Raw genomic sequence first — 19,290 nt, 5'->3', positions numbered from 1 at the left:
AATGTTAAAGAGTGCGTGTATATTTATGCAGCCCGCTCGTACCGCGGCCGTCGCCTCGCCCGTGACGGACGTGCATGGCGCCAGGGACGACGTGCACGACGCCACGGCCGGAGGCGCGGCCCGTGCGACCCGCGAGCCGATCCGGGCAAAGGAGGCACGAAGGATGGACTGCGGTGAGCCCGTCCCCCCTGCGCCGGCGCTCCGCGACGGCGACCCTGCCCCCCACGCGGCCGTGCGGGGTGCGAGCGCACAGGTGGCGCCGGTGGCCGGCCGAGGCGCCGCTCGGGTGGCCGGCAGGGGCGCCGATGGGGCGGCGGCCCCGGCCCGCGCGGACGTCGTCCCCGCCCGGCTGGTGCTGGAAGACGGCACCCAGTGGTTCGGCCGCCTGGTGGCGGGGCCGGGCCCCGGGCGCGGCGGCGCGGGAGGGGCCTGGGCCGTGACCGGCGAGGTGGTCTTCAACACCGCGATGACGGGCTACCAGGAGCTGCTGTCGGATCCCTCCTACGACGGACAGATCGTGGTCCTGACCTACCCGCTGGTGGGCAACTACGGTGTGCACGACGGCGAGGACGAGTCGGCCGGTCCGCGGGTCCAGGCGTTGATCGCCCGCGAGCTGTTCGACGCCGGCGCCGTCGGGCTCCAGCCGCTGGCGGCGCACCTGGCGGCCGCCGGCGTGCCGGCGGCCGACGGGTTCGACACCCGGGCCCTGACCCGGCACCTGCGGCGCCACGGCACGCTGCGGGGGGTGCTCACCACCGACCTCGGGGTCCCCGTGGAGGAGCTGGCGGCGCGCGCCGCCCGCTGGCGGCCGCCGTCCGCCCTGGAGGCGGGCACCCGCCGGCCGTACCGGCTCGAACCGCCTCGGGCAGCCACCGCCACCCCTGACGGTGCGATCCCCGCGCCGGACGGCGTCGGGTCGGCCGGACCCGCGGTGCCGGCCGGGGCCGGACACCACGCCGTCCTGGTGGACTTCGGCGTCAAGCGCAACATCCTCCGGGCGCTGGTGGCCCAGGGCTGGCGCGTGACCGTGGTCCCCGCGCGCACCCCCGCCGACGACATCCTGGCCCTGCGGCCCGACGTCGTGATCCTGTCCAATGGCCCCGGCGACCCGCGGGACCTGGGCGAGGTGCTGGGCACCGTGCGGCGCGTCGCCGAGGCGGTGCCCACCTTCGGCATCTGCCTTGGCCACCAGCTGCTCGGCCTGGCCTTCGGCGGCCGCGCCTACAAGCTGCCCTTCGGTCACCGCGGCGCCAACCACCCGGTGAAGGAGATCGCGGCGGCGGCCTGGGCCGGCGCCGGGGGCGGCGAGGGGCGGGTCTTCATGACCTCCCAGAACCACGGCTACGCCCTGGACGCCGAATCCCTCGAGGCAGCGGGGCTGATCGTCACCCACGTCAACCTCAACGACGGCACGGTGGAGGGGCTGTGCCACCCCCACCTGCCGGTGCGCGGCCTGCAGTTCCACCCCGAGGCGGCGCCCGGTCCGCGGGACGCGGCGCCGCTGCTGGCCGAGTTCCTCCGCCAGGTGACCGGCGGGGCGCCGGCACGGGCGGCCGAAGGAGCGGCCGTCGGCGCGGGGCGGGGGTCTGCCGTGGTGGCGAGCGGCGCGGGACGGGCGGCGGGTGCGGAGCGGCCGGCCGGGGGGACCGGCCCTGCACCGGCCGCAGCGGGGCGATGGCTGGCGGCGGCGCCGGGGGCGGTGGAAGGGGGGATCGCCGGTGCCTGAGGCGGGTCCGCACCGGGATCGATCCCCGGCGGCGGGTGCCGGGGCGGGGACGGCGACCGGGCGCCGGGCCGCGGCCGGCATGGCCGCCGGCGCGCCCGCCGGCGTGCGCAAGGTGCTGGTCATCGGCTCGGGCCCCATCATCATCGGCCAGGCGGCGGAGTTCGACTACTCGGGCACCCAGGCGTGCCGCGCCCTCAAGGAAGAGGGCCTGGAGGTGGTCCTGCTCAATTCCAACCCCGCCACGGTGATGACGGACCCCGGCACCGCCGACCGGGTCTACGTCGAGCCCTTGACGGCGGAGTTCGCCGAGGCGGTGATCCGCAAGGAGCGGCCCGACGCCGTGCTGCCCACCCTGGGCGGCCAGGTGGGCCTCAACCTGGCCATGGAGCTGGTGCGGTCGGGGGTGCTGGAGCGGTACGGGGTGCGGCTGCTGGGCACGCCGCCCGAGGCGATCCAGCGGGCGGAGGACCGCGATGCCTTCAAGCGGCTGATGCTCGCCATCGGCGAGCCCGTCCCCCGCAGCACCATCGTGCGCTCCTACGAGGAGGCGCTGGCCTTCGCCCGGCAGGTGGGCTTCCCCGTCATCGCGCGGCCCGGCTACACCCTGGGCGGCACCGGCGGCGGCATCGCCCGGGACGAGCGGGAGCTTGCGGCGCTGGTCGACCGCGGCCTGACGGCCAGCCCCATCGGCCAGGTCCTCCTGGAAGAGAGCCTGCTGGGCTGGAAGGAGATCGAGTTCGAGGTCATCCGCGACGGGGCCGGCAACGCCATCGCCATCTGCAGCATGGAGAACGTGGACCCCGTCGGCGTGCACACCGGCGACAGCATCGTGGTGGCGCCCGCCCTGACCCTGACCGACCGGCAGCTGCAGCGACTGCGCTCGGCGTCCCTGCGCATCGTCGACGCCATCGGGGTGGAGGGAGGCTGCAACGTCCAGCTGGCCCTGCGGCCCGACGGGGCGGAGTACCGGGTCATCGAGGTCAACCCCCGGGTCAGCCGCTCCAGCGCCCTGGCGTCCAAGGCCACGGGCTACCCCATCGCCAAGGTGGCGGCGCGGGTGGCCCTGGGCCGCCGGCTGGACGAGATCCGCAACCCCATCACGGGCACCTCGGCCCTCTTCGAGCCGGCCCTGGACTATGTCGTGGTCAAGATCCCCCGCTGGCCCTTCGACAAGTTCGCCACCGCCGACCGGCGCCTGGGCACCCAGATGAAGGCGACGGGCGAGGTCATGGCCATCGACCGCAGCTTCGAGGGGGCGCTGCTCAAGGCGGTGCGGTCGCTGGAGATCGGGGTCGACGCCCTGGAGTGGCCCGAGGCCCGCGATCTGGACGAACCGGCCCTGGAGGCAGCCATCCGGGAGGGCGACGACCGGCGGCTGTTCCTCCTGGCGGAGGCGCTGCGCCGCGGCCACAGCGTGGAGGAGCTCCACCGGTGGACCGGCATCGACCGGTTCTTCCTGCACCGCATCGCCCGGGTGGTGGCGCTGGAGGAGCGGCTGCGGCAGGTGGGGCGGCGGGGAGGCGGCGCCACCGCCACCGGCGCCGTACCCGGGCTGCCGCCGGATCTGCTCCTCGAGGCCAAGCGCCTGGGTCTGACGGACCGCCGCATCGCCCAGCTGGCCGGTTCGTCCGAGGAGGCGGTGCGGCGGGCGCGGCTCGCGGCGGGCATCCGCGCCGGGTACAAGATGGTCGACACCTGCGCGGCGGAGTTCGAGGCGCTGACGCCCTACTTCTACTCGACCTACGGCGAGGCCGACGAGGCGGGGCCGCGCAAGGCCGAGGACGGCGACCGCCCCGTGGTGGTGGTGCTGGGCGCGGGGCCCATCCGCATCAGCCAGGGCATCGAGTTCGACTACAGCTCGGTCCACGCCGTCCGCACCCTGCGCGCCCTGGGTTACCGGGCGGTGATCGTCAACAACAACCCGGAGACGGTGAGCACCGACTTCGACACCGCCGACCGGCTCTACTTCGAGCCCCTGACGGCGGAGGACGTGCGCAACGTGCTGGACCTGGAACGGCCCGTGGGGGTGCTGGCCCAGTTCGGCGGGCAGACGGCGGTCAACCTGGTGGCGCCCCTGGCGGCGGCCGGGGTGCGCATCCTGGGCACCGCCCCCGACGCCGTCGACGTGGCGGAGAGCCGTGAGCGGTTCGACCAGCTGCTAGCCCGGCTCGGGCTGCGGCGGCCGCCGGGGGCGGCGGCGCGGTCGGTGGCGGAGGCCCTCGCGGCGGCGGACCGCATCGGCTACCCGGTGATCGTCCGGCCCTCCTACGTGCTGGGGGGCCGTGCCATGCAGGTGGCCCGCTCGCCGGAGGAACTGGCCCGCTATCTGGAGACGGCGGCCCGGGTGGCCGGCGACCGGCCGGTGTGGGTCGACCGGTACATCGCCGGGATGGAGCTGGAGGTCGACGCCGTGGCCGACGGGGAGACGGTGGTGATCCCCGCGGTGATGCGCCACATCGAGCGGGCGGGGGTCCACTCGGGCGACTCCATCGCCGTGGTGCCGGCGCCAGGGGTGCCCCCGGCGGTGCTGGCCCAGGTGGAGGCGGCCACCGTCGCCCTGGCCCGAGCCCTCGGGGTGCGCGGCGTGATCAACCTGCAGTTCGTCTGGGACGGGTGCGACCTGTACGTGCTGGAGGTGAACCCGCGGGCCAGCCGCACCGTGCCCTTCATCACCAAGGCCACCGGGGTGCCCCTGACCGAGCTGGCCACCCGCGCGGCGCTGGGGGAGCGGCTGGCGGACCTGGGCTGGCGCACCGGCCTGCTGCCGCCGCCGGGCCACGTGGCGGTGAAGCTGCCGGTGTTCTCGTGGAACAAGCTGCCCGGGGTCGATCCCTCGCTGGGGCCGGAGATGCAGTCCACCGGCGAGGTCATGGGCGTCGACACCACGCTGGAGGGCGCCCTGGCCCGCGGGCTGCTGGCGGCGGGGATGAAGCTGCCGGCCCCGGGGGAGGGGGTGCTGCTGACGGTGGCCGACGCCGACAAGCCGGCCGCGGTGGAACTGGGCCGGCGGCTGGCGGCGGCGGGCTACCGGCTGTACGCCACGCCGGGGACGGCGGCCGCCCTGCGCGCCGCGGGCCTGGAGGTCACGGTGCTGCCCAAGATCTCGGGCGCCGGGACGGCGGAACCGGGCAGCCCCGCCCGCCGGCCGGTCGCGTCCCGCGCCGCGGGGGACCCGACGGCGGGCGCCGCCCCCAACGGCGGCCGGGCCGTCGATGCGGCGGCGTCCGCCGGCGGCGCGGCCGAGCCGGCGCCCGGCGGCGGGACCCGGTCGGGCGGCGCGCCGCTGCTCGATGCCCTGCGCGACGGCCGCGTGCGGCTGGTGATCAACACCCTGACGGAGGGGCGCCGGCCGGAGCGGGACGGGTTCCGGATCCGGCGGACGGCGGTGGAGCGCGGCATCCCGTGCCTGACCTCGCTGGACACCGCCGCCGCCCTGGTGGAGGTGCTGATGCGCCATCCGGACCGGCGGGCCCTGGCCGCCACGGTGCGGGCGCTCCAGGACCTGGAACCGGTGGCCCGCGCCGAGGTGCTGCTGCGATGAGGGACGAGGGGCCCGGTCGGCCGCCCGTCGGATCGGGACCATCGGCCGGCGGGGCGCGGGCGCCCGGGGCCGGCGGGCCGCCGTGGGCGGTCACGGCCCGGGTGGTGCGCACGCGGTCCGTGGCTCCGGGCGTGGCCTCCACGGTCCTGGAGGCTCCCGTCGTGGCCGCGGCGGCCGGGCCCCTGCAGTTCGTCCAGGTGCGGCCGGGCGCCGCCGAGGCGGGGCGCCCGTACCTGGGCCGGCCCTTCTCCATCGCGGATGCCGATCCCGACAGGGGTCGCATCGTCCTGGTCTACCGGGTCGTCGGGCCGGGGACCGCCCAGCTGGCGGGCCTCACCCCCGGCACCGCGGTCGCGCTGCTGGGGCCGCTGGGCCGGCCCGCGCCGGTGCGCGCGGCGGGGGATGGCCCTGCGCCCCTGTGGCTCGCCGCCCTGGGCTGGCAGGCGGTCGCCCTGCGGCTCCTGGCCGCCCGGGCCGTGGCGGCGGGGGTGCCGGTGACGGTCCTGCTGGCCGCCGAGGGGGACGACGCGGCGGCGCTGGCGGACCTGTGGTCGACCCTGCTCCCGCGGGCGCCCGCCGCGGGCGCCGGGGCCGCGGGGGCTGCGGCCGCGGGGGAGGAAGGGGTGCGGGCCGCCCCGGTGCCGGGCCATCTCACCGTCCTGCCGCCGCGCCAGGTCCTGAGCCTGCTGGCGTCCGCCTTCGGCGACAGGGCGGGTGCCACCGGGGCGGCCGGTTCGTCCGGCGTCGGGTGCGGGACCGGTGCCCCGGGTCGGATCGCCGCGGTCGTGCCGGCGGATGGCGGCCTCGCCGCGGGCGACGACCCCCGCGTCGGGGGGTCGGGCGCGGCCCCCGGCACCACCGGGCCCGCCCCGCCGCCCGGGAGCGCAGGCGGCCCGCGCCCGCGGCTGTTTGCCGCCGGGCCGCCCCCGTTCCTGCGGCAGGTCCAGCGGGCCGTGGACGGTCGGCCGGTGGATGCCTTCCTGGTGGTCGACGCCTACATGCCCTGCGGGTACGGCGCGTGCCTGGCGTGCGCGGTCCCGGTGCGGGGCGGAGGGGGGACCCGCTACGTCCGGGCTTGCCGGGAGGGGCGCTGGTTCGCCGCCGGGGAGGTGGTCCTGTGAGGGATCGACAGGCCCCGCACCACGGGCCCGGCGACGGGGACGGGGCGCGGCGACCGCGGCTCGAGGTGCGCCTGGGCCCTCTCCGCCTGAAGAACCCGGTGGTGACCGCCGCCGGCACCTTCGGCTACGGCCGCGAGGCGGCCGCCTTCTACGACCTGGGTGTCCTCGGGGCGGTCACCGTCAAGGGCCTCAGCCTGGAGCCCTGGCCCGGCAACCCCCCGCCGCGGGCCGTGGAGACGCCGGCGGGGATGCTCAACGCCATCGGCCTGCAGAACCCGGGCGTCGATCACTTCGTCCACAACGACCTGCCCTGGCTGCGCCGCTTCGACGTGCCCGTCATCGCCAACGTGGTCGGCAAGACGGAGGCCGAGTACGTGGAGGTGGCCCGGCGGCTCGATGCCGCCGGGGTCGACGCCCTGGAGCTCAACGTGTCCTGTCCCAACGTCAAGGCCGGGGGGCTCGAGTTCGGCAGCGACCCGGCCGTGGCCGCTTCCCTGGTGCGGGCGGTGCGGCGCGTCACGCAGCGGCCCCTGCTGGTCAAGCTGTCCCCCGAGGCGGGCGACCTGCCCGCGCTGGCCGCGGCGGTGCTGGAGGCGGGCGCGGATGCGCTGTCGCTGATCAACACGGTGCGCGGGGCCGCCATCGACGTCGAGGGGGAGCGGCCGGCCCTGGCGGCGGTGACGGGCGGTCTGTCGGGTCCGGCCATCCGGCCGGTGGCGGTGCGGTGCATCTGGGAGGTCTACCGGCGGCTGCGGGCGCCCATCCTGGGCATGGGCGGCGTGGCCTCGGGCCGCGATGCGGCCGAGCTGATGCTGGCCGGGGCGGCGGCGGTCGCGGTGGGCACCGCCGCCCTCGTCGACCCCCGGGCGCCGGTGCGGGTGCTGGACGAACTGGCCGCGATCCTGGCCGCCAAGGGGATCGGCGCCGCCGAGCTGACCGGGCGCGCCCACCGCCGCGAGGAGCCCGGCGGAACGGCGCCTTCAGGGCCGGCCGGAGCGGCGGCCGGCGGGCGCGCCGGCGCCGCCGCGCCCGCCGGGGAACGGAGCCCGCTGACCGGGTGCTCCTGGAGGGACGGCGGTTGATGCCGGAGGACGCGACCGCGGAGGGCATCGGCGGCGGAGCGGGGATGCCGCCGGACCGCGGCGGGGGACGACCGGGAAGGGGGAAGCCGGCGATGGGGGGCACCGTGCCGGGGGCGGAACGGCTGATCGTCGCGCTGGACGTGGCCGACGCGGGGCGGGCCCAGGCGCTGGTGGACCAGCTCGCCCCGGCGGGCTGCGCCTTCAAGATCGGCCTGGAGATGCTCTACGCCCAGGGTCCGGGCTGGATCGACCGGCTGGCCGGGCGGGGGCTGCGGGTCTTCGTCGACGCCAAGCTGCACGACATCCCCCATACCGTCTACGGCGCGGCCCGCGCCCTGGGGGCTCGCGGCGCCTGGCTGCTGACGGTGCATCTGGCGGGCGGGCGCGACATGTGCCGGGCGGCGGTGGAGGGAGCGGCCGCGGGAGCCGCCGCCGCGGGCGTCCCCGCACCGCGGGTGATCGGGGTCACGGTGCTCACCAGCTTGGCAGGAGCGGCGTACGCCGAGGCCACCGGTGCCCGCCTGCCCCTCGGGGCGGAGGCGGCGCGCCGTGCCGGCAACGCCCGGGCATGGGGGTTGGCCGGCGTCGTCTGCTCGCCGGCGGAGTTGCGGGCGGTGCGGGCCACGGTGGGGCCTGGCGTGTGGCTGGTGACCCCGGGCATCCGCCCTGCCGGCAGCCCGCGGGGCGACCAGCAGCGGGTGGCCACGCCGGCCGAGGCCATCGCCGCCGGGGCGGACTACCTGGTGGTGGGACGGCCCGTGACCGCCGCGGCGGATCCCGTGGCCGCACTGGAGGCCATCGCCGGCGAGGTCGCGCAGGCCCTGGACGGCGGCACCCCCGACGGCGGGGCTCCACGGCACCCTCCCGCCGGAGTCGACGCCAGGACGACGCCCGGGGCGGGCCAGGGGTGAGGGCCGGGGCACCCGCCCGCCGGGGCCGGCGCCAAAAGACCGCCTCGGGTGGGCCAGGGGTGAGGACCGGGAAGCCGGCGCCTGCCCCGAGCGGGACGAGGGCGGCATCCGGTTCGGCAACGTCACGGGCCCGGAGCCGACCCCTCCCGCGGACGGCATGCCGGGATGGGGGCGACGGGTCACCCATGGACGGGGAGGGCGGCAGCGGCATGGCTGGTGGAGACGGTGCGAGGGACGCGACGACGGAGCGGGCGGCGCCGGTCGCGGGCGGGACGCCATCGGCGGCGGCGCCCGACGGGGCCGCCCCGGCCGGCGCCATCGCGGGTTTGCTCGAGCAAACCGGCGCCCATCGGATCGGCCACTTCCGGCTGACCACAGGCCTCCACAGCGACGAGTTCTTCCTGCTGGCGCGCGCCTTTCAGTACCCCGCGGTGCTCGAGCACCTGGGTGCGGCCCTGGCCGCGCGGCTGCGGGCCGTCCTGCCGCCGGAGGTCGCCTCCGGCCACCCGCGCCGCGCCGCCGGGCCCGGCACCGCCCACGGAGCCGTGGTGGGTCCCGCCATGGGGGGCGTGCTCCTGGCCCACGCGGTGGCCCGCGCGCTCGGCGCCCGTTCGCTCTTCGCCGAGAAGGAGGCCGACGGCTCCATGCGCCTCAAGCGCGGGTTCCGGTTGGCGCCCGGCGAGCCGGTGGTCGTGGTGGAAGACGTGGTCACCACCGGCGGATCGGTCCGCAAGACCATGGCGGCCGTCGCCGCCGCGGGCGGCCGGGTGGTAGCGGTGGGGGCCGTGGTCGACCGCAGCGGAGGCCGGGTGGCCTTCGGCGTACCCATGGTGGCCCTGCTGACCCGTTCGGCCGCCGTCTTTCGCCCGGAGGAATGCCCCCTCTGCGCCCGCGGCGTACCCCTGGTCGCGCCCAAGGAGATCTGAGTTCGCAGCCGGTCGCTCCGGCGGCGAGCCACGCCGCGGGGTCCGCGCGGACCCGCCCCTCTCGCCGCGCCCACCCGCGCCTCTTTCCCGGCGGTCGCCTGGGGGGCGGCGGGCGCCTGCGGGCGGCCAACGGGGGCGGTGGCCTCCCATCGGCCACCGCCCCCTGCCCCCGTCGGCGTCGCCCGGGGCTGGCGGCGCGACGCCACGGCCGCGCCGAGGACGCGCCGGCCGCCGGCGCTCTCGTGGCGGCTGGGGCCGGCGGCGCGACGGCCCTACCGCCCGTGGCGGGCCAGGAAGATCTGACCGCGGATCTCCCCCTCGAAGTGCTGGACGGTGTGCACGTTGACGTAGGCGTTCCCGGCCAGCATGTTCTGCAGCAGGTCCGAGAGCGGCCGTCCGGCCAGCGGGCCGACCAGGTCCGCCCGGGTGAAGGCGCGGTTGACGATCTGCGTCTCGGGGCCGATGTCGACGGGATCCGTGGGCCCGTAGAGATTCATCACGATGGGGCCGTTCACGCCCGGTCGTCCCAGGTGGATGTGAGCGGCGAAGACCCCCGGGTGTTGCGGACGCTGAGCAGCACCAGCAGCAGGTCGGGCTTGTCGGGGCGGTCGATGAAGAACAGGTGCGCGCGCCCCTCGGCCGGCGTGGCGACGGGAGGGACCTCCTGGGAACCGTCCAGCCTCGCCGCGAACTCCACGACGGACACCATGGCGATCCGCTCCTTTCGCGATCCTGCGGGCAACCTATGCGGCGGTGGGGACGGTGGACCGGCACGCCTGGCCCGGGGCGGCGCTTTTCCACGCACGCCTGCGCGACCGTGACACCGGCTGAGGCGAGGGGGACGCGATCCTCGGTGTCCCGGCTCCGCGCCGCGATGGCCCGGCCGGACCCACGGGGGCGCCGGGGGACCGCCGGGAAGGCGATGGACGAGTCCGTGCGCCTGGGGTGCGACCCGCCTGGGGACGGACGGCCGAAGTACCCGGGGGACGGTGGACCGGCCGCGGTTGACAGCCGCGACGGCCCGCGAGTAACCTTAGACCAGAACCAAATAAGGATGGATTCGCAAAAACACCCCATGGACGGTTGGTCCGCCATCGCCCACGGGGCCACGCCCGGAGGTGAGCTGGGTGGCCAAGGAGCTGGTCGAACTCGGCCGTGAGTACAAGTACGGCTTCCGCGACCCCGAGGAGTACGTCTTCAAGTCTCCCAAGGGGCTGACGCGGGAGATCGTGGAGAGCATCTCCCACTACAAGGACGAGCCCGACTGGATGCGGGAGATCCGCCTCAAGGCCTTCGAGGTCTTCCAGAAGAAGCCCATGCCGACCTGGGGTCCCGACCTCTCCGGCCTGCGCTTCGAGGACATCCACTACTACATCAAGCCGACGGAGCGCCAGGGGCGCAGCTGGGACGAGGTGCCGGAGTACATCAAGCGCACCTTCGACCGGCTGGGCATCCCCGAGGCGGAGCGCAAGTTCCTGGCCGGCGTCAGCGCCCAGTACGAGTCGGAGGTCGTGTACCACAGCATCCGGGAAGACCTGGAGCGGCAGGGCGTGATCTTCTGCGACACGGACACCGCGGTCAAGGAGTACCCCGACCTGGTGCGGGAGTACTTCGGCACCGTGGTGCCGGCGGAGGACAACAAGTTCGCCGCCCTCAACACGGCGGTGTGGTCCGGCGGCAGCTTCATCTACGTGCCGCCGGGCGTGCGGGTCGAGATCCCGCTGCAGGCCTACTTCCGCATCAACGCCCAGAACGTCGGCCAGTTCGAGCGGACGTTGATCATCGTCGACGAGGGGGCCTTCGTCCACTACGTGGAGGGCTGCACCGCGCCCATCTACTCCACCGACTCGCTGCACTCGGCGGTGGTGGAGATCATCGTCAAGAAGGGCGGCCGTTGCCGCTACACCACGATCCAGAACTGGTCCCACAACGTCTACAACCTGGTGACCAAGCGGGCCGTGGCCTACGAAGAGGCGACCATGGAGTGGGTCGACGGCAACATCGGCTCGAAGGTCACCATGAAGTACCCCAGCGTGTACCTGCTGGGTCGCGGCGCCAAGGCCGACATCCTCTCCATCGCCTTCGCCGGCCGCGGCCAGCATCAGGACGCCGGCAGCAAGGTGATCCACGTGGCCCCGGACACCTCCTCCACCGTGGTGTCCAAGGGCATCTGCAAGGACGGCGGCATCCAGACCTACCGCGGCCTGGTGCAGGTGCACGAGGGGGCGGAGCGGGCCAAGGTCAACGTCCAGTGCGACGCGCTGATCCTGGACCCGTACTCCAAGACCGACACCTTCCCCTACATCGAGATCAACGAGGACAGCGTCACCATCCAGCACGAGGCGACGGTGTCCAAGGTCAGCGAGGAGCAGCTCTTCTACCTGATGAGCCGCGGCATCGACGAGCAGACGGCGACGACGATGATCGTCAGCGGCTTCATCGAGCCCTTCACCAAGGAGCTGCCGATGGAGTACGCCATCGAGATGAACCGGCTGATCCAGCTGGAGATGGAGGGCTCGGTCGGCTGATCCGCGGCAAGGAGACGGCGACGGGCGCCGCTCGCGCCGGCCCGGCGGCCGCGGGGTGACCGCGGCGGGCGCCGTCGCCGGGACGCGGAGCGGTGGACTCCGGATCCAGGCCCTGCGCTCCGGGCGACGCCACCGCCGAGGCGGCCGGCCCGGCGCGGGGCCCGCGGAAGCAAGGGGCGAGCGGGAGCAAGCGGCGAGCCATCCCGGCGCGATGGACGAACCGGCGAAGGCCGGTGGCCGGCGGCCACCGGCCTTCGCGTGCGGGGGGAACGCAGCATGGCCTGGCGGCAAGTGGCGACGCGGGACCAGGTGCCGGCGGGCACCGGCTTCCGCGTCGAGGTGGACGGCCATCCCGTGGCCATCTGGCACACCGAGGGCGGCGAATTCTTCGCCACCGACGACACCTGCACCCACGCGCAGGCGTCCCTGAGCGAAGGGGGCCTGGAGGGCTACCTCTGCATCTGCCCGCGCCACGGGGCGCGATTCGACGTGCGCACGGGCGCCGTCCGCGCGCTGCCCGCCGTGGTGCCGCTGCGCACGTACCCGGTGCGGGTGGAGGGCGACGCGATCCTCATCGACTGGACCGACTGACCGCTGGGAACGGCGGGAGCGGGGGACCGAGCGGGGAACCTTGGTAGCGGCGCGAGGGAATCCAGCGGGAGGGAGCGGGTCCGTGGCCGCAGGCGGTGCACTCCGTCGGCTGCTGGAGGGCGCGGGACCGGCCCCGGCGGGCCGGTTCGTCCAGACGGCGCACCTGGCCGCAGGGGCAATCCTGTTCAGCCTGGGCATCAACGGCTTCCTGGTGCCCGCCCGCCTGGGCGAGGGCGGTCTCAGCGGCATCTCGCTGCTGGTCCACTATGCCACGGGCCTGCCGGTCTCCCTGGTCTACCTGCTGCTCAACGTGCCGCTCTTCGCCTTCGGGTGGTGGGGCATCGGGCGGGCCTTCATCCTCCGCACCGGCCTGGCGACGCTGCTTGTGACCCTGGCCCTGCGCCTGACGGAGGGCGTGGCCTTCCGGGTGGGCGAGCCGCTGCTGGCCAGCCTGTACGGGGGTGCCTTCATCGGCACCGGCATCGGCCTCTTGTTCCGGGCCGGGGCATCCAGCGGTGGCATCGACATCGTCGCCCGCTTCCTCAAGGAGCGGTACGGCATCGGCATCGCCGAGACGTTCCTGGTCGTCGACAGCCTGGTGCTGGCCGCCATCGGGCTGACCTTGGGTGCAGATACCGCCCTCTACTCCATCCTGGTCACCTTCCTGGGCGGTCGGCTGGCCGACATCGTCCAGGAGGGGCCGTTGCGGGCCAAGAGCGCCTGGATCATCACCACCCGCCCGCGGGACGTGGCACAGGCGGTGACCACCCGCCTCGGGCGCGGCGCCACCCTGCTGCGCGCCACGGGCGCCTGGACGGGGGAGGAGCGCGCGGTGGTCATGGTGGTGCTCAACCGCAGGGAGCTGGCCCGCCTCAAGCAGCTGATCCGGGACATCGACCCCCACGCCTTCGTGGCGGTGACCGACGCGGCCGAGGTCCTCGGGGAGGGCTTCCCGGCGGCGTGGTCGTGACGTCGAGGACGGGGCGTCGAGGACGCGACATTGACTTCACCACGGTTCCTCACGGGCGCCGACTACTCACCAAGGTGCATGGGAAAGGAAGGCGTGAAAGGACTGCGCCCCCGCCTTGAAATATGCGTATATGCACATATATACTTCTTAAAGCGGCGGGGCCCGGCCATGCGCCGGTAGAACTGGAGAACAGGACGGGCGGGAAGCAGGGGGTTGACCCGTGACGGAACTCTCGCGAATCACGGATGTTTTCAAGGCACTGTCGGATCCTACGCGCCTTCGGATCGTCCGGCTCATGGCCGCGAATGATGAGGAGGTGTGTGTCTGCGAACTCGTCGACTCCCTTGGGGTACCCCAATACCACGTGTCACGGCACTTGAAAGAGCTCCGCAACGCCAGGCTACTGCGGGCACGACGAGACGGCCGGTGGGTCTACTATTCGCTCGATCTCACGGACCCGGTCGTGAAGGAGCTGGCAGAGGTCGTCAGGCGGCTCCCTGCCGACTTATTCCGTGAAGACCAGAAAAACTTCGAGCAACGGATGACCTTGCGCGTCGGCGGCCGCTGCCGCGCGGGGATTCAGAAGAAGCACCTGGCCCCCAACGTCCGTGTGCGGAAGTAGTGCGAAGGAGGAATTGTCATGGACGAAAAGAGCCTTACCACGCGCGCCGTCGCCGAAGAGGCGGAACGCCATTCCTCGAGCCGCGAAGATGAGGACGCTGAAGAGGAAGAAGGCTTCGAAGGTCCCTGGTACCGCTTCCCCCCCATCCGTAATGCTGGCCTCGGAGGCATCGTGTTGGGCTTGGGCTGGTTAGCCGGGAAGCTAGGCCTTGGCCCCGCGGTCCAGATCCCCTTGTACGTCGTTGCCATTGCCCTCGGGGGCTACTTCTGGGTACGCGAGGGTTGGGAAGAGTTCATTGAAGAGCGGGAAGTAGGCATCGAAGCTCTCATGGCCTTCGCCACGTTGGGAGCCGTCCTTCTCGGCCAGTGGTTTGAGGCCACCTTCCTCGTCTTTCTCTACGGGCTGGCAGAAGGCCTGGAGGAGTACACCTTCGCTCGCACCCGCTCCGCCATCAAGGCGTTGCTCGATTTGGCCCCCAAGGAGGCGCGGCTCCTCGAGAACGGCCGGGAGCGCATGGTGCCGGCGAGCTCCCTGAAACCGGGCGATCGGTTCCTCGTGCGGCCGGGCGAATCCATCGCCACCGACGCCATCATTCGTGAAGGGCGGTCGAGCATTAACGAAGCTGCGGTCACAGGCGAGTCGGTGCCTGTGGCAAAGGGCCCAGGCGACCGGGTCTTTGCCGGCACAGTGAACGGTGAGGGCGCCCTTGTTCTGGAGGCCACGGCTACTTTCGAGGACAATACCCTGTCCAAGATCATCCGCCTGGTCGAACAGGCTCAATCAGAAAAAGGGCGGGCTCAGCGCTTCATCGAGCGGTTTGGTAGGCGTTACAGCCCTGTTGTCCTGCTTGCAGCCGTGGCCTTGGTCTTGCTCCCGCCCCTGATCGGTCTCGACTGGTCGACCTGGGCCACCCGCGCTGTGGTCCTCCTGGTAGCAGCGGCACCTTGCGCCCTTGTCATGTCGACGCCCGTGGCCATGGCTTCCGCCATCGGTACAGCCGGCAAGAACGGCGTGCTCATCAAGGGGGGCATCCATCTTGAGAACCTCGGCACGGTCCGCGCAGTGGCCTTCGACAAGACCGGAACGCTGACGCGCGGAGAGCCCGTGGTGACTACCATTGTCGCAGCGCCCGGATGGACGGAGCGGGAAGTGCTGGCGCGAGCCGCCGCGATTGAGCGTTTCTCTGAGCACCCCCTGGCCCGAGCCGTCATGGCCAAGGCCCAGAATGAAGGGATCGAGGTACCCGAGGCCGGGGACTTTCAGGCTCTACCCGGAGCCGGGGCCAGGGCGGTGGTCGGCGAGGTGAGCCTCTATGTTGGGAGCCCCGCTCTCTTTCAACAGCTGGGAGCCCGGGTCCCCGCGGAGCTGTCGGACAAGATCGACGAGCTGCGGGACGGCGGGCATACGGTCGTCTTCGTGGGCACCGATGAGGAAGTGAAGGGGCTGCTGGCCATCCGCGATGAGATCCGGCCCGAGGCAAAAGACGCTCTACAGGCATTGCGCGAAGCGGGCGTCGAGCACTTCATCATGCTAACCGGCGACAATCAGCGGACGGCGAACGCCATCGCCCGGGAACTTGGCATCGACGATGTCCGGGCGGAACTGAAGCCGGACGATAAGGCGAGGATCGTGAAGGCGCTGGCTGAAGAGTATGGCGGTGTGATCATGGTCGGCGACGGCATCAACGACGCGCCGGCCCTAGCCGCTGCCACGGTCGGGATAGCCATGGGCACCGCAGGTACCGACGCCGCGATCGAAGCCGCCGACGTCGCCCTGATGGCCGACGATCTGAGAAAAGTGGCTTACGCTGTTCGCCTGGGGCGCCGGGCCCGCGCCATCAGCCGCCAAAACATCATCTTCTCGCTAGCCGTTCTGGCGATCTTGATCCCGGGCGCGCTGACAGGCTGGGTTGGCGTCTCGCTGGCCGTTGCCGCTCACGAGGTGAGTGAGCTGCTGGCCGTCGCCAACGGCCTTCGTGCCCGTTAGAGGCATCGATGAAGGGGCAGGACCCGGCCGGAGTGCCGGGTCCTGCCCCGCCTTTCCGCGTCAGGGCACCTCGTCACCGGCTTTCTCGAGGCGTCTTTTGTCGAGATCGCTGAAAAAGGGGAGGGAAGCTGGGGCCCATGGGGCCGAAGGGAGTTGCCAGCGATTGGATGGGATACTGTTCCGTGCCTCCTCCAACCGCTGCCGAAACCGCACCCGCGTCGTGTCGTCGGGAATCGCGTCCTCCCAGCCCATACGGCAGAAGGAGCGATAGAGGACGTTGTAGCGCAGCGGCTGGCCGACCTGGCCGCCCGGCGGGGGCTTGATTCCACCATGCCGACAGAGACCTCCTGAAAAGTTTGACAAAACGATTACAAAAAGGTTAAGCTGCCGCCATGAAGGACTGCGGGCCGGCGATCGCGACGGTGCCCGGGGCCCCGGTCCCGCGGCCCCGCTCGTCGAGGCTCCGGGGAATCGGGCTGGCGGCCCTGATGGCCGTGCTTTTCTGCCACCAGGCGGCGGTGGGGGTTCAACCCGGCGACGCGCGGGCCGGGGCGGCGGGTCGACCTGTGCCGGGGGTGGCGTCGCCGGTGACGGGGGGCGCCGACCAGCGAGGGGCGGTCGCGGGCGGGACCACCCAGGCCCCGGCACCTGCCAAGGACGGCCGCCATCCGAACCCCACCCTGGCTCACGCCGACCCCGTCGGCCCAGGGACCGGCTCCCTCGCCTTGGAACCGGGCGAACGCGAGCTCCCGCCCCGGTCGGGTGATGCCGTGGCCCGCGCGGTGCAACGGATGCTCTTCCGACTCGAGCGCCTGGAACCCGCCGTCGCACCTCTGGAACCGTCCCTCCTGGAGCTGGAGCTCGCCACTCCCGAGATGCCCTTCGTGAAGGTGGTCGTGTCCGCCCAGCCCACCTCGCCGCACGGGGCGGACCCTGGGCCCGGTGTTCCCCGGGCGGTGCTGTTGGTGGCCTTCGGTCCCCGCTTCCCGGAGACGGCGGGGCACCTCATCGCCACGTGGACCGGTGGGCCCGGCGGCGTGCACCTCCAGGTGGTCGAGCCGTCGCCGCCCCGAGCTGCGGTCGGGGGGGCCGGGGCGGGATCCGAGCCATCCCCGGCCCCCCAGGCGTCGTGGGCGACCGGGCTGGTCGAGCAGGCCTGGCTTTGGCCGGGGGGCGACGGCGCGCCCCCGCGGCTCCTGGTGGTGACGGACCACGATCCGGCGGGCGCCGGGCCCGCGCTCGCCATCACGCTGCTGGAACGACGGCACGACCAGTGGCGGCCGGTGTGGAGCCTGGGGCCGAAGGTGGCGGCGGCCTCGTTGCCTGCCGCCCGCGGGGAGGCCGTGCCGGGGCGCACGGGGGCGGAGGGTACGGTGCTGGCTGCCGGCGCGGCGTCCAGCCCCACCGACGGCGGGGAGCCCGGGGCGGCCGCCGCCAAGGCGGACCAGGACGCCCTGGATCGGCAGCAGTGGGCGGCAAGGCCGGCGGTGCCGACGGGAGGCGAGGGCATCGTGCGGCGGGTCGAGGTCGCCCCCGACGGCACGTGGATCCGCGTGGTGGCCGAGGGGCGGCCGGTTCCTCCGGGGCGGATGGCCGCCGGCGAAGCCCCCGGCGGTCCGCCCGGCGGCCTGGCCGCGCCCCCTGCCGCGGCAGCGACCCTCGGCGCTGCGGAGCCTCCGGTCCTGGTCACCGCGGAGGGTCCCGTGCCGGCTCGCTGGTACCAGCGGTGGACCTGGTCGCCGCGAACCGGGACCTACGTGCTGAGCGCCGCGGGGCCGGCGGCGCAGCCCTTGAGCGTGCTGCGGGCCTTCATTACGCTGGTGAGCCGGGGGGACCTGGAGCAGGCCGCGGGCCTGGTGGAGCGGCAGGACCCGACCCTGGTGGCGGCCGGGCGCGCGCTATTGGCCCAAGAGCCCCTGGGCCAGGGCTGGCGGGTCGAACCGGCCGCCGGTGGCGGCGGTGGGGGACCGCTGGTGGTCACCCGCGGCGACGGGAGGCGCGTCGCCGTCGCCTTTGCCGAAGAGCCGGGCCCCGACGGCCACCCGGCGGTCCGCATTTCGGCCATCACGGCCCTGGGGCGCTGAGCGAGACCGGCCGCGCAGCGGCGCGCGCCGTCACGTCACGATGCGGGGCGGGCGTTCCCCCTCGCTCCCCTGGGCCCGCAGGATGCCGCGTCGAGGAGGCCATCCCGTGGACATCGGCTTGATCGGCCTTCCCCAGGTGGGGAAGTCCTTGTTGTTCCGGCTGCTGGCCGGTGAAGGGCGGGGCGGCCCCGGCCAGACCACCGTCGGCATGGCGCCCATCCCCGATCCCCGCCTCGATCGCCTGGCTGCGCTCTACAAGCCCCGCAAGGTGACGCCGGCCGCCCTGCGCGTCACCGACGTCCCCGGTGCCGTCCCCGGCGACGATCGGGCGCGCTGGAACCGCTTCCTCGAGGCGGTGCGCGGCGCCGACGTGCTGGTCCACGTCATCCGCGCCTTCGCGGACGAGACCCTTCCCCACGTGTTGGGCGACGTGGATCCGCTGCGCGACGCGCGCCTGATCCGCGACGAGCTGATCCTGACGGACCTGGCCGTGGTGGAGAGCGCCCGGAACCGCCTGGAGGCCCTGCCGCCCCGCAAGCGCCGCCCGGATGACGAGGCCCTGCTGGAGCGCCTGCCGCTCCTGCAGGCGGCCTTGGAGCAGGAGCGGCCGCTGCGGGAGCTGGAGTGGAGCGACGAGGACCTGCGCCGCGTCAGGGGCTTCGGCCTGCTCACCCTGAAGCCCATGGTGCTGGCCGTCAACGTGGACGAGGCACAGCTCCAGGCGGGCACGTTCCCCGGGGAGAGCGCCCTACGGGAGGCAGCCGCCGGGTGGGGTGAGCCGGTGATCACCTTCTGCGGGCCGGTGGAGGCGGAGATCGCGGAACTCGAGCCCGCGGAGCGGGAGCCGTTCATGGCGGAGTACGGCATCGCCGAGCCGGGGGTGGCGCGGCTCGCCCGGGCGGCCTACGAGGCCAGCGGGCTGATCAGCTTCTTCACCGCCGGGGAGGAGGAGGTCCGCGCCTGGCCGATCCGTCGCGGCACCACGGCCAAGGAGGCGGCGGGGAAGATCCACTCCGACATGGAGCGCGGCTTCATCCGCGCCGAGGTGGTGGCCTACGACGACCTGATCCGGCTGGGGTCCATGGCCGCGGTCCGCGAGGCGGGGCTGCTGCGCCTCGAGGGCCGGGACTACGTGGTGCAGGATGGCGACGTGATCCTGTTCCGCTTCAACGTCTGACCATGGACCCGTCGGGGCTGCGGTC

The 19,290-nt window shown here is 73.8% G+C and carries 16 protein-coding genes; 13 read left to right on the top strand and 3 right to left on the bottom strand.

Translation table 11 applies throughout. The features are described from left to right. The first annotated feature begins 163 nt into the window (after positions 1-163). The 6 genes from carA to pyrE all read left to right on the top strand — a co-directional run bounded on the left by carA (position 164) and on the right by pyrE (position 9,307). Entirely contained in the window at positions 164-1,726 is a 1,563-nt protein-coding gene (gene carA / locus Q5761_RS10460; protein WP_318750561.1) for a glutamine-hydrolyzing carbamoyl-phosphate synthase small subunit, read from the top strand. A 79-nt stretch (positions 1,727-1,805) separates the two neighbouring features. After that, a complete protein-coding gene (gene carB, locus Q5761_RS10455; RefSeq protein WP_318751649.1) occupies positions 1,806-5,267 on the top strand; it encodes a carbamoyl-phosphate synthase large subunit in 3,462 nt (1,153 codons plus the stop codon). Positions 5,268-5,386: 119 nt separating this feature from the next. Further along, the gene (locus tag Q5761_RS10450) at positions 5,387-6,388 is read left to right on the top strand and encodes a hypothetical protein (RefSeq protein ID WP_318750560.1); all 1,002 of its coding nucleotides are present in this window, start codon (positions 5,387-5,389) and stop codon (positions 6,386-6,388) included. Beyond that, positions 6,385-7,470 (top strand): dihydroorotate dehydrogenase, encoded by a 1,086-nt coding sequence (locus tag Q5761_RS10445; protein ID WP_207669911.1) that lies wholly within the window; start codon positions 6,385-6,387, stop codon positions 7,468-7,470. Before Q5761_RS10450 ends, Q5761_RS10445 begins: the two co-directional genes overlap by 4 nt. Beyond that, entirely contained in the window at positions 7,470-8,381 is a 912-nt protein-coding gene (gene pyrF, locus Q5761_RS10440; RefSeq protein WP_318750559.1) for an orotidine-5'-phosphate decarboxylase, read from the top strand. The genes Q5761_RS10445 and pyrF overlap by 1 nt, the downstream gene beginning before the upstream one ends. A gap of 209 nt (positions 8,382-8,590) precedes the next feature. Then, a complete protein-coding gene (pyrE, locus tag Q5761_RS10435) occupies positions 8,591-9,307 on the top strand; it encodes an orotate phosphoribosyltransferase (protein ID WP_135224313.1) in 717 nt (238 codons plus the stop codon). A gap of 272 nt (positions 9,308-9,579) precedes the next feature. Here pyrE and Q5761_RS10430 read toward each other — a convergent pair whose 3' ends face one another. Next, positions 9,580-9,822 (bottom strand): CHRD domain-containing protein, encoded by a 243-nt coding sequence (locus Q5761_RS10430; protein ID WP_167758823.1) that lies wholly within the window; start codon positions 9,820-9,822, stop codon positions 9,580-9,582. Beyond that, on the bottom strand, positions 9,819-10,016 hold the full coding sequence (locus tag Q5761_RS10425) for a hypothetical protein (RefSeq protein ID WP_167758822.1): 198 nt from the start codon (positions 10,014-10,016) through the stop codon (positions 9,819-9,821). Before Q5761_RS10425 ends, Q5761_RS10430 begins: the two co-directional genes overlap by 4 nt. A gap of 418 nt (positions 10,017-10,434) precedes the next feature. Here Q5761_RS10425 and sufB point away from each other — a divergent pair, with 418 nt between their 5' ends. The 5 genes from sufB (at position 10,435) to Q5761_RS10400 (ending at position 16,004) form a co-directional block, all read left to right on the top strand. Continuing rightward, positions 10,435-11,835 (top strand): Fe-S cluster assembly protein SufB, encoded by a 1,401-nt coding sequence (gene sufB, locus Q5761_RS10420; protein WP_135224311.1) that lies wholly within the window; start codon positions 10,435-10,437, stop codon positions 11,833-11,835. Positions 11,836-12,111: 276 nt separating this feature from the next. Further along, positions 12,112-12,426, top strand: a complete 315-nt coding sequence (locus Q5761_RS10415) for a non-heme iron oxygenase ferredoxin subunit (RefSeq protein ID WP_318750558.1) — start codon at positions 12,112-12,114, stop codon at positions 12,424-12,426. An 82-nt stretch (positions 12,427-12,508) separates the two neighbouring features. Continuing rightward, complete coding sequence (locus Q5761_RS10410) at positions 12,509-13,396, top strand: YitT family protein (protein WP_243123604.1); 888 nt, start codon at positions 12,509-12,511, stop codon at positions 13,394-13,396. A gap of 220 nt (positions 13,397-13,616) precedes the next feature. Next, positions 13,617-14,018, top strand: a complete 402-nt coding sequence (locus tag Q5761_RS10405; protein WP_318750557.1) for a metalloregulator ArsR/SmtB family transcription factor — start codon at positions 13,617-13,619, stop codon at positions 14,016-14,018. Positions 14,019-14,036: 18 nt separating this feature from the next. Continuing rightward, positions 14,037-16,004, top strand: coding sequence for a heavy metal translocating P-type ATPase (locus tag Q5761_RS10400; protein ID WP_318750556.1), 1,968 nt, complete (start codon positions 14,037-14,039; stop codon positions 16,002-16,004). 60 nt (positions 16,005-16,064) lie between these two features. On the opposite strand, the gene Q5761_RS12465 is transcribed toward Q5761_RS10400, so the two are convergent. After that, on the bottom strand, positions 16,065-16,367 hold the full coding sequence (locus tag Q5761_RS12465; protein WP_413084510.1) for a transposase: 303 nt from the start codon (positions 16,365-16,367) through the stop codon (positions 16,065-16,067). Between the two features lie 125 nt (positions 16,368-16,492). On the opposite strand from Q5761_RS12465, the gene Q5761_RS10395 reads away from it, so the two are divergent. Together Q5761_RS10395 and ychF are read left to right on the top strand one after the other, a co-directional pair. After that, positions 16,493-18,088, top strand: a complete 1,596-nt coding sequence (locus Q5761_RS10395) for a hypothetical protein (RefSeq protein WP_318750555.1) — start codon at positions 16,493-16,495, stop codon at positions 18,086-18,088. Between the two features lie 106 nt (positions 18,089-18,194). Then, the gene (gene ychF / locus Q5761_RS10390) at positions 18,195-19,265 is read left to right on the top strand and encodes a redox-regulated ATPase YchF (RefSeq protein WP_135224305.1); all 1,071 of its coding nucleotides are present in this window, start codon (positions 18,195-18,197) and stop codon (positions 19,263-19,265) included. The last annotated feature ends 25 nt before the right edge of the window (positions 19,266-19,290 follow it).

This window comes from Thermaerobacter composti (genome assembly GCF_033582035.1).
Taxonomy (GTDB): Bacteria; Bacillota; Sulfobacillia; order Thermaerobacterales; family Thermaerobacteraceae; genus Thermaerobacter; species Thermaerobacter composti.
The sequence above is the reverse complement of the archived record's forward strand: the minus strand, read 5'-3'. Positions and strand labels throughout refer to the sequence as shown.

Excerpts from the sequence above, each read along its gene's own strand:
- pyrE (WP_135224313.1), top strand. The coding sequence starts at position 8,591 with ATGGCTGGTGGAGACGGTGCGAGGGACGCGACGACGGAGCGGGCGGCG.
- Q5761_RS10395 (WP_318750555.1), top strand. The coding sequence starts at position 16,493 with ATGGCCGTGCTTTTCTGCCACCAGGCGGCGGTGGGGGTTCAACCCGGC.
- Q5761_RS10415 (WP_318750558.1), top strand. The coding sequence starts at position 12,112 with ATGGCCTGGCGGCAAGTGGCGACGCGGGACCAGGTGCCGGCGGGCACC.
- Q5761_RS10425 (WP_167758822.1), bottom strand. The coding sequence starts at position 10,016 with ATGGTGTCCGTCGTGGAGTTCGCGGCGAGGCTGGACGGTTCCCAGGAG.
- carA (WP_318750561.1), top strand. The coding sequence starts at position 164 with ATGGACTGCGGTGAGCCCGTCCCCCCTGCGCCGGCGCTCCGCGACGGC.
- Q5761_RS10400 (WP_318750556.1), top strand. The coding sequence starts at position 14,037 with ATGGACGAAAAGAGCCTTACCACGCGCGCCGTCGCCGAAGAGGCGGAA.
- pyrF (WP_318750559.1), top strand. The coding sequence starts at position 7,470 with ATGCCGGAGGACGCGACCGCGGAGGGCATCGGCGGCGGAGCGGGGATG.
- carB (WP_318751649.1), top strand. The coding sequence starts at position 1,806 with ATGGCCGCCGGCGCGCCCGCCGGCGTGCGCAAGGTGCTGGTCATCGGC.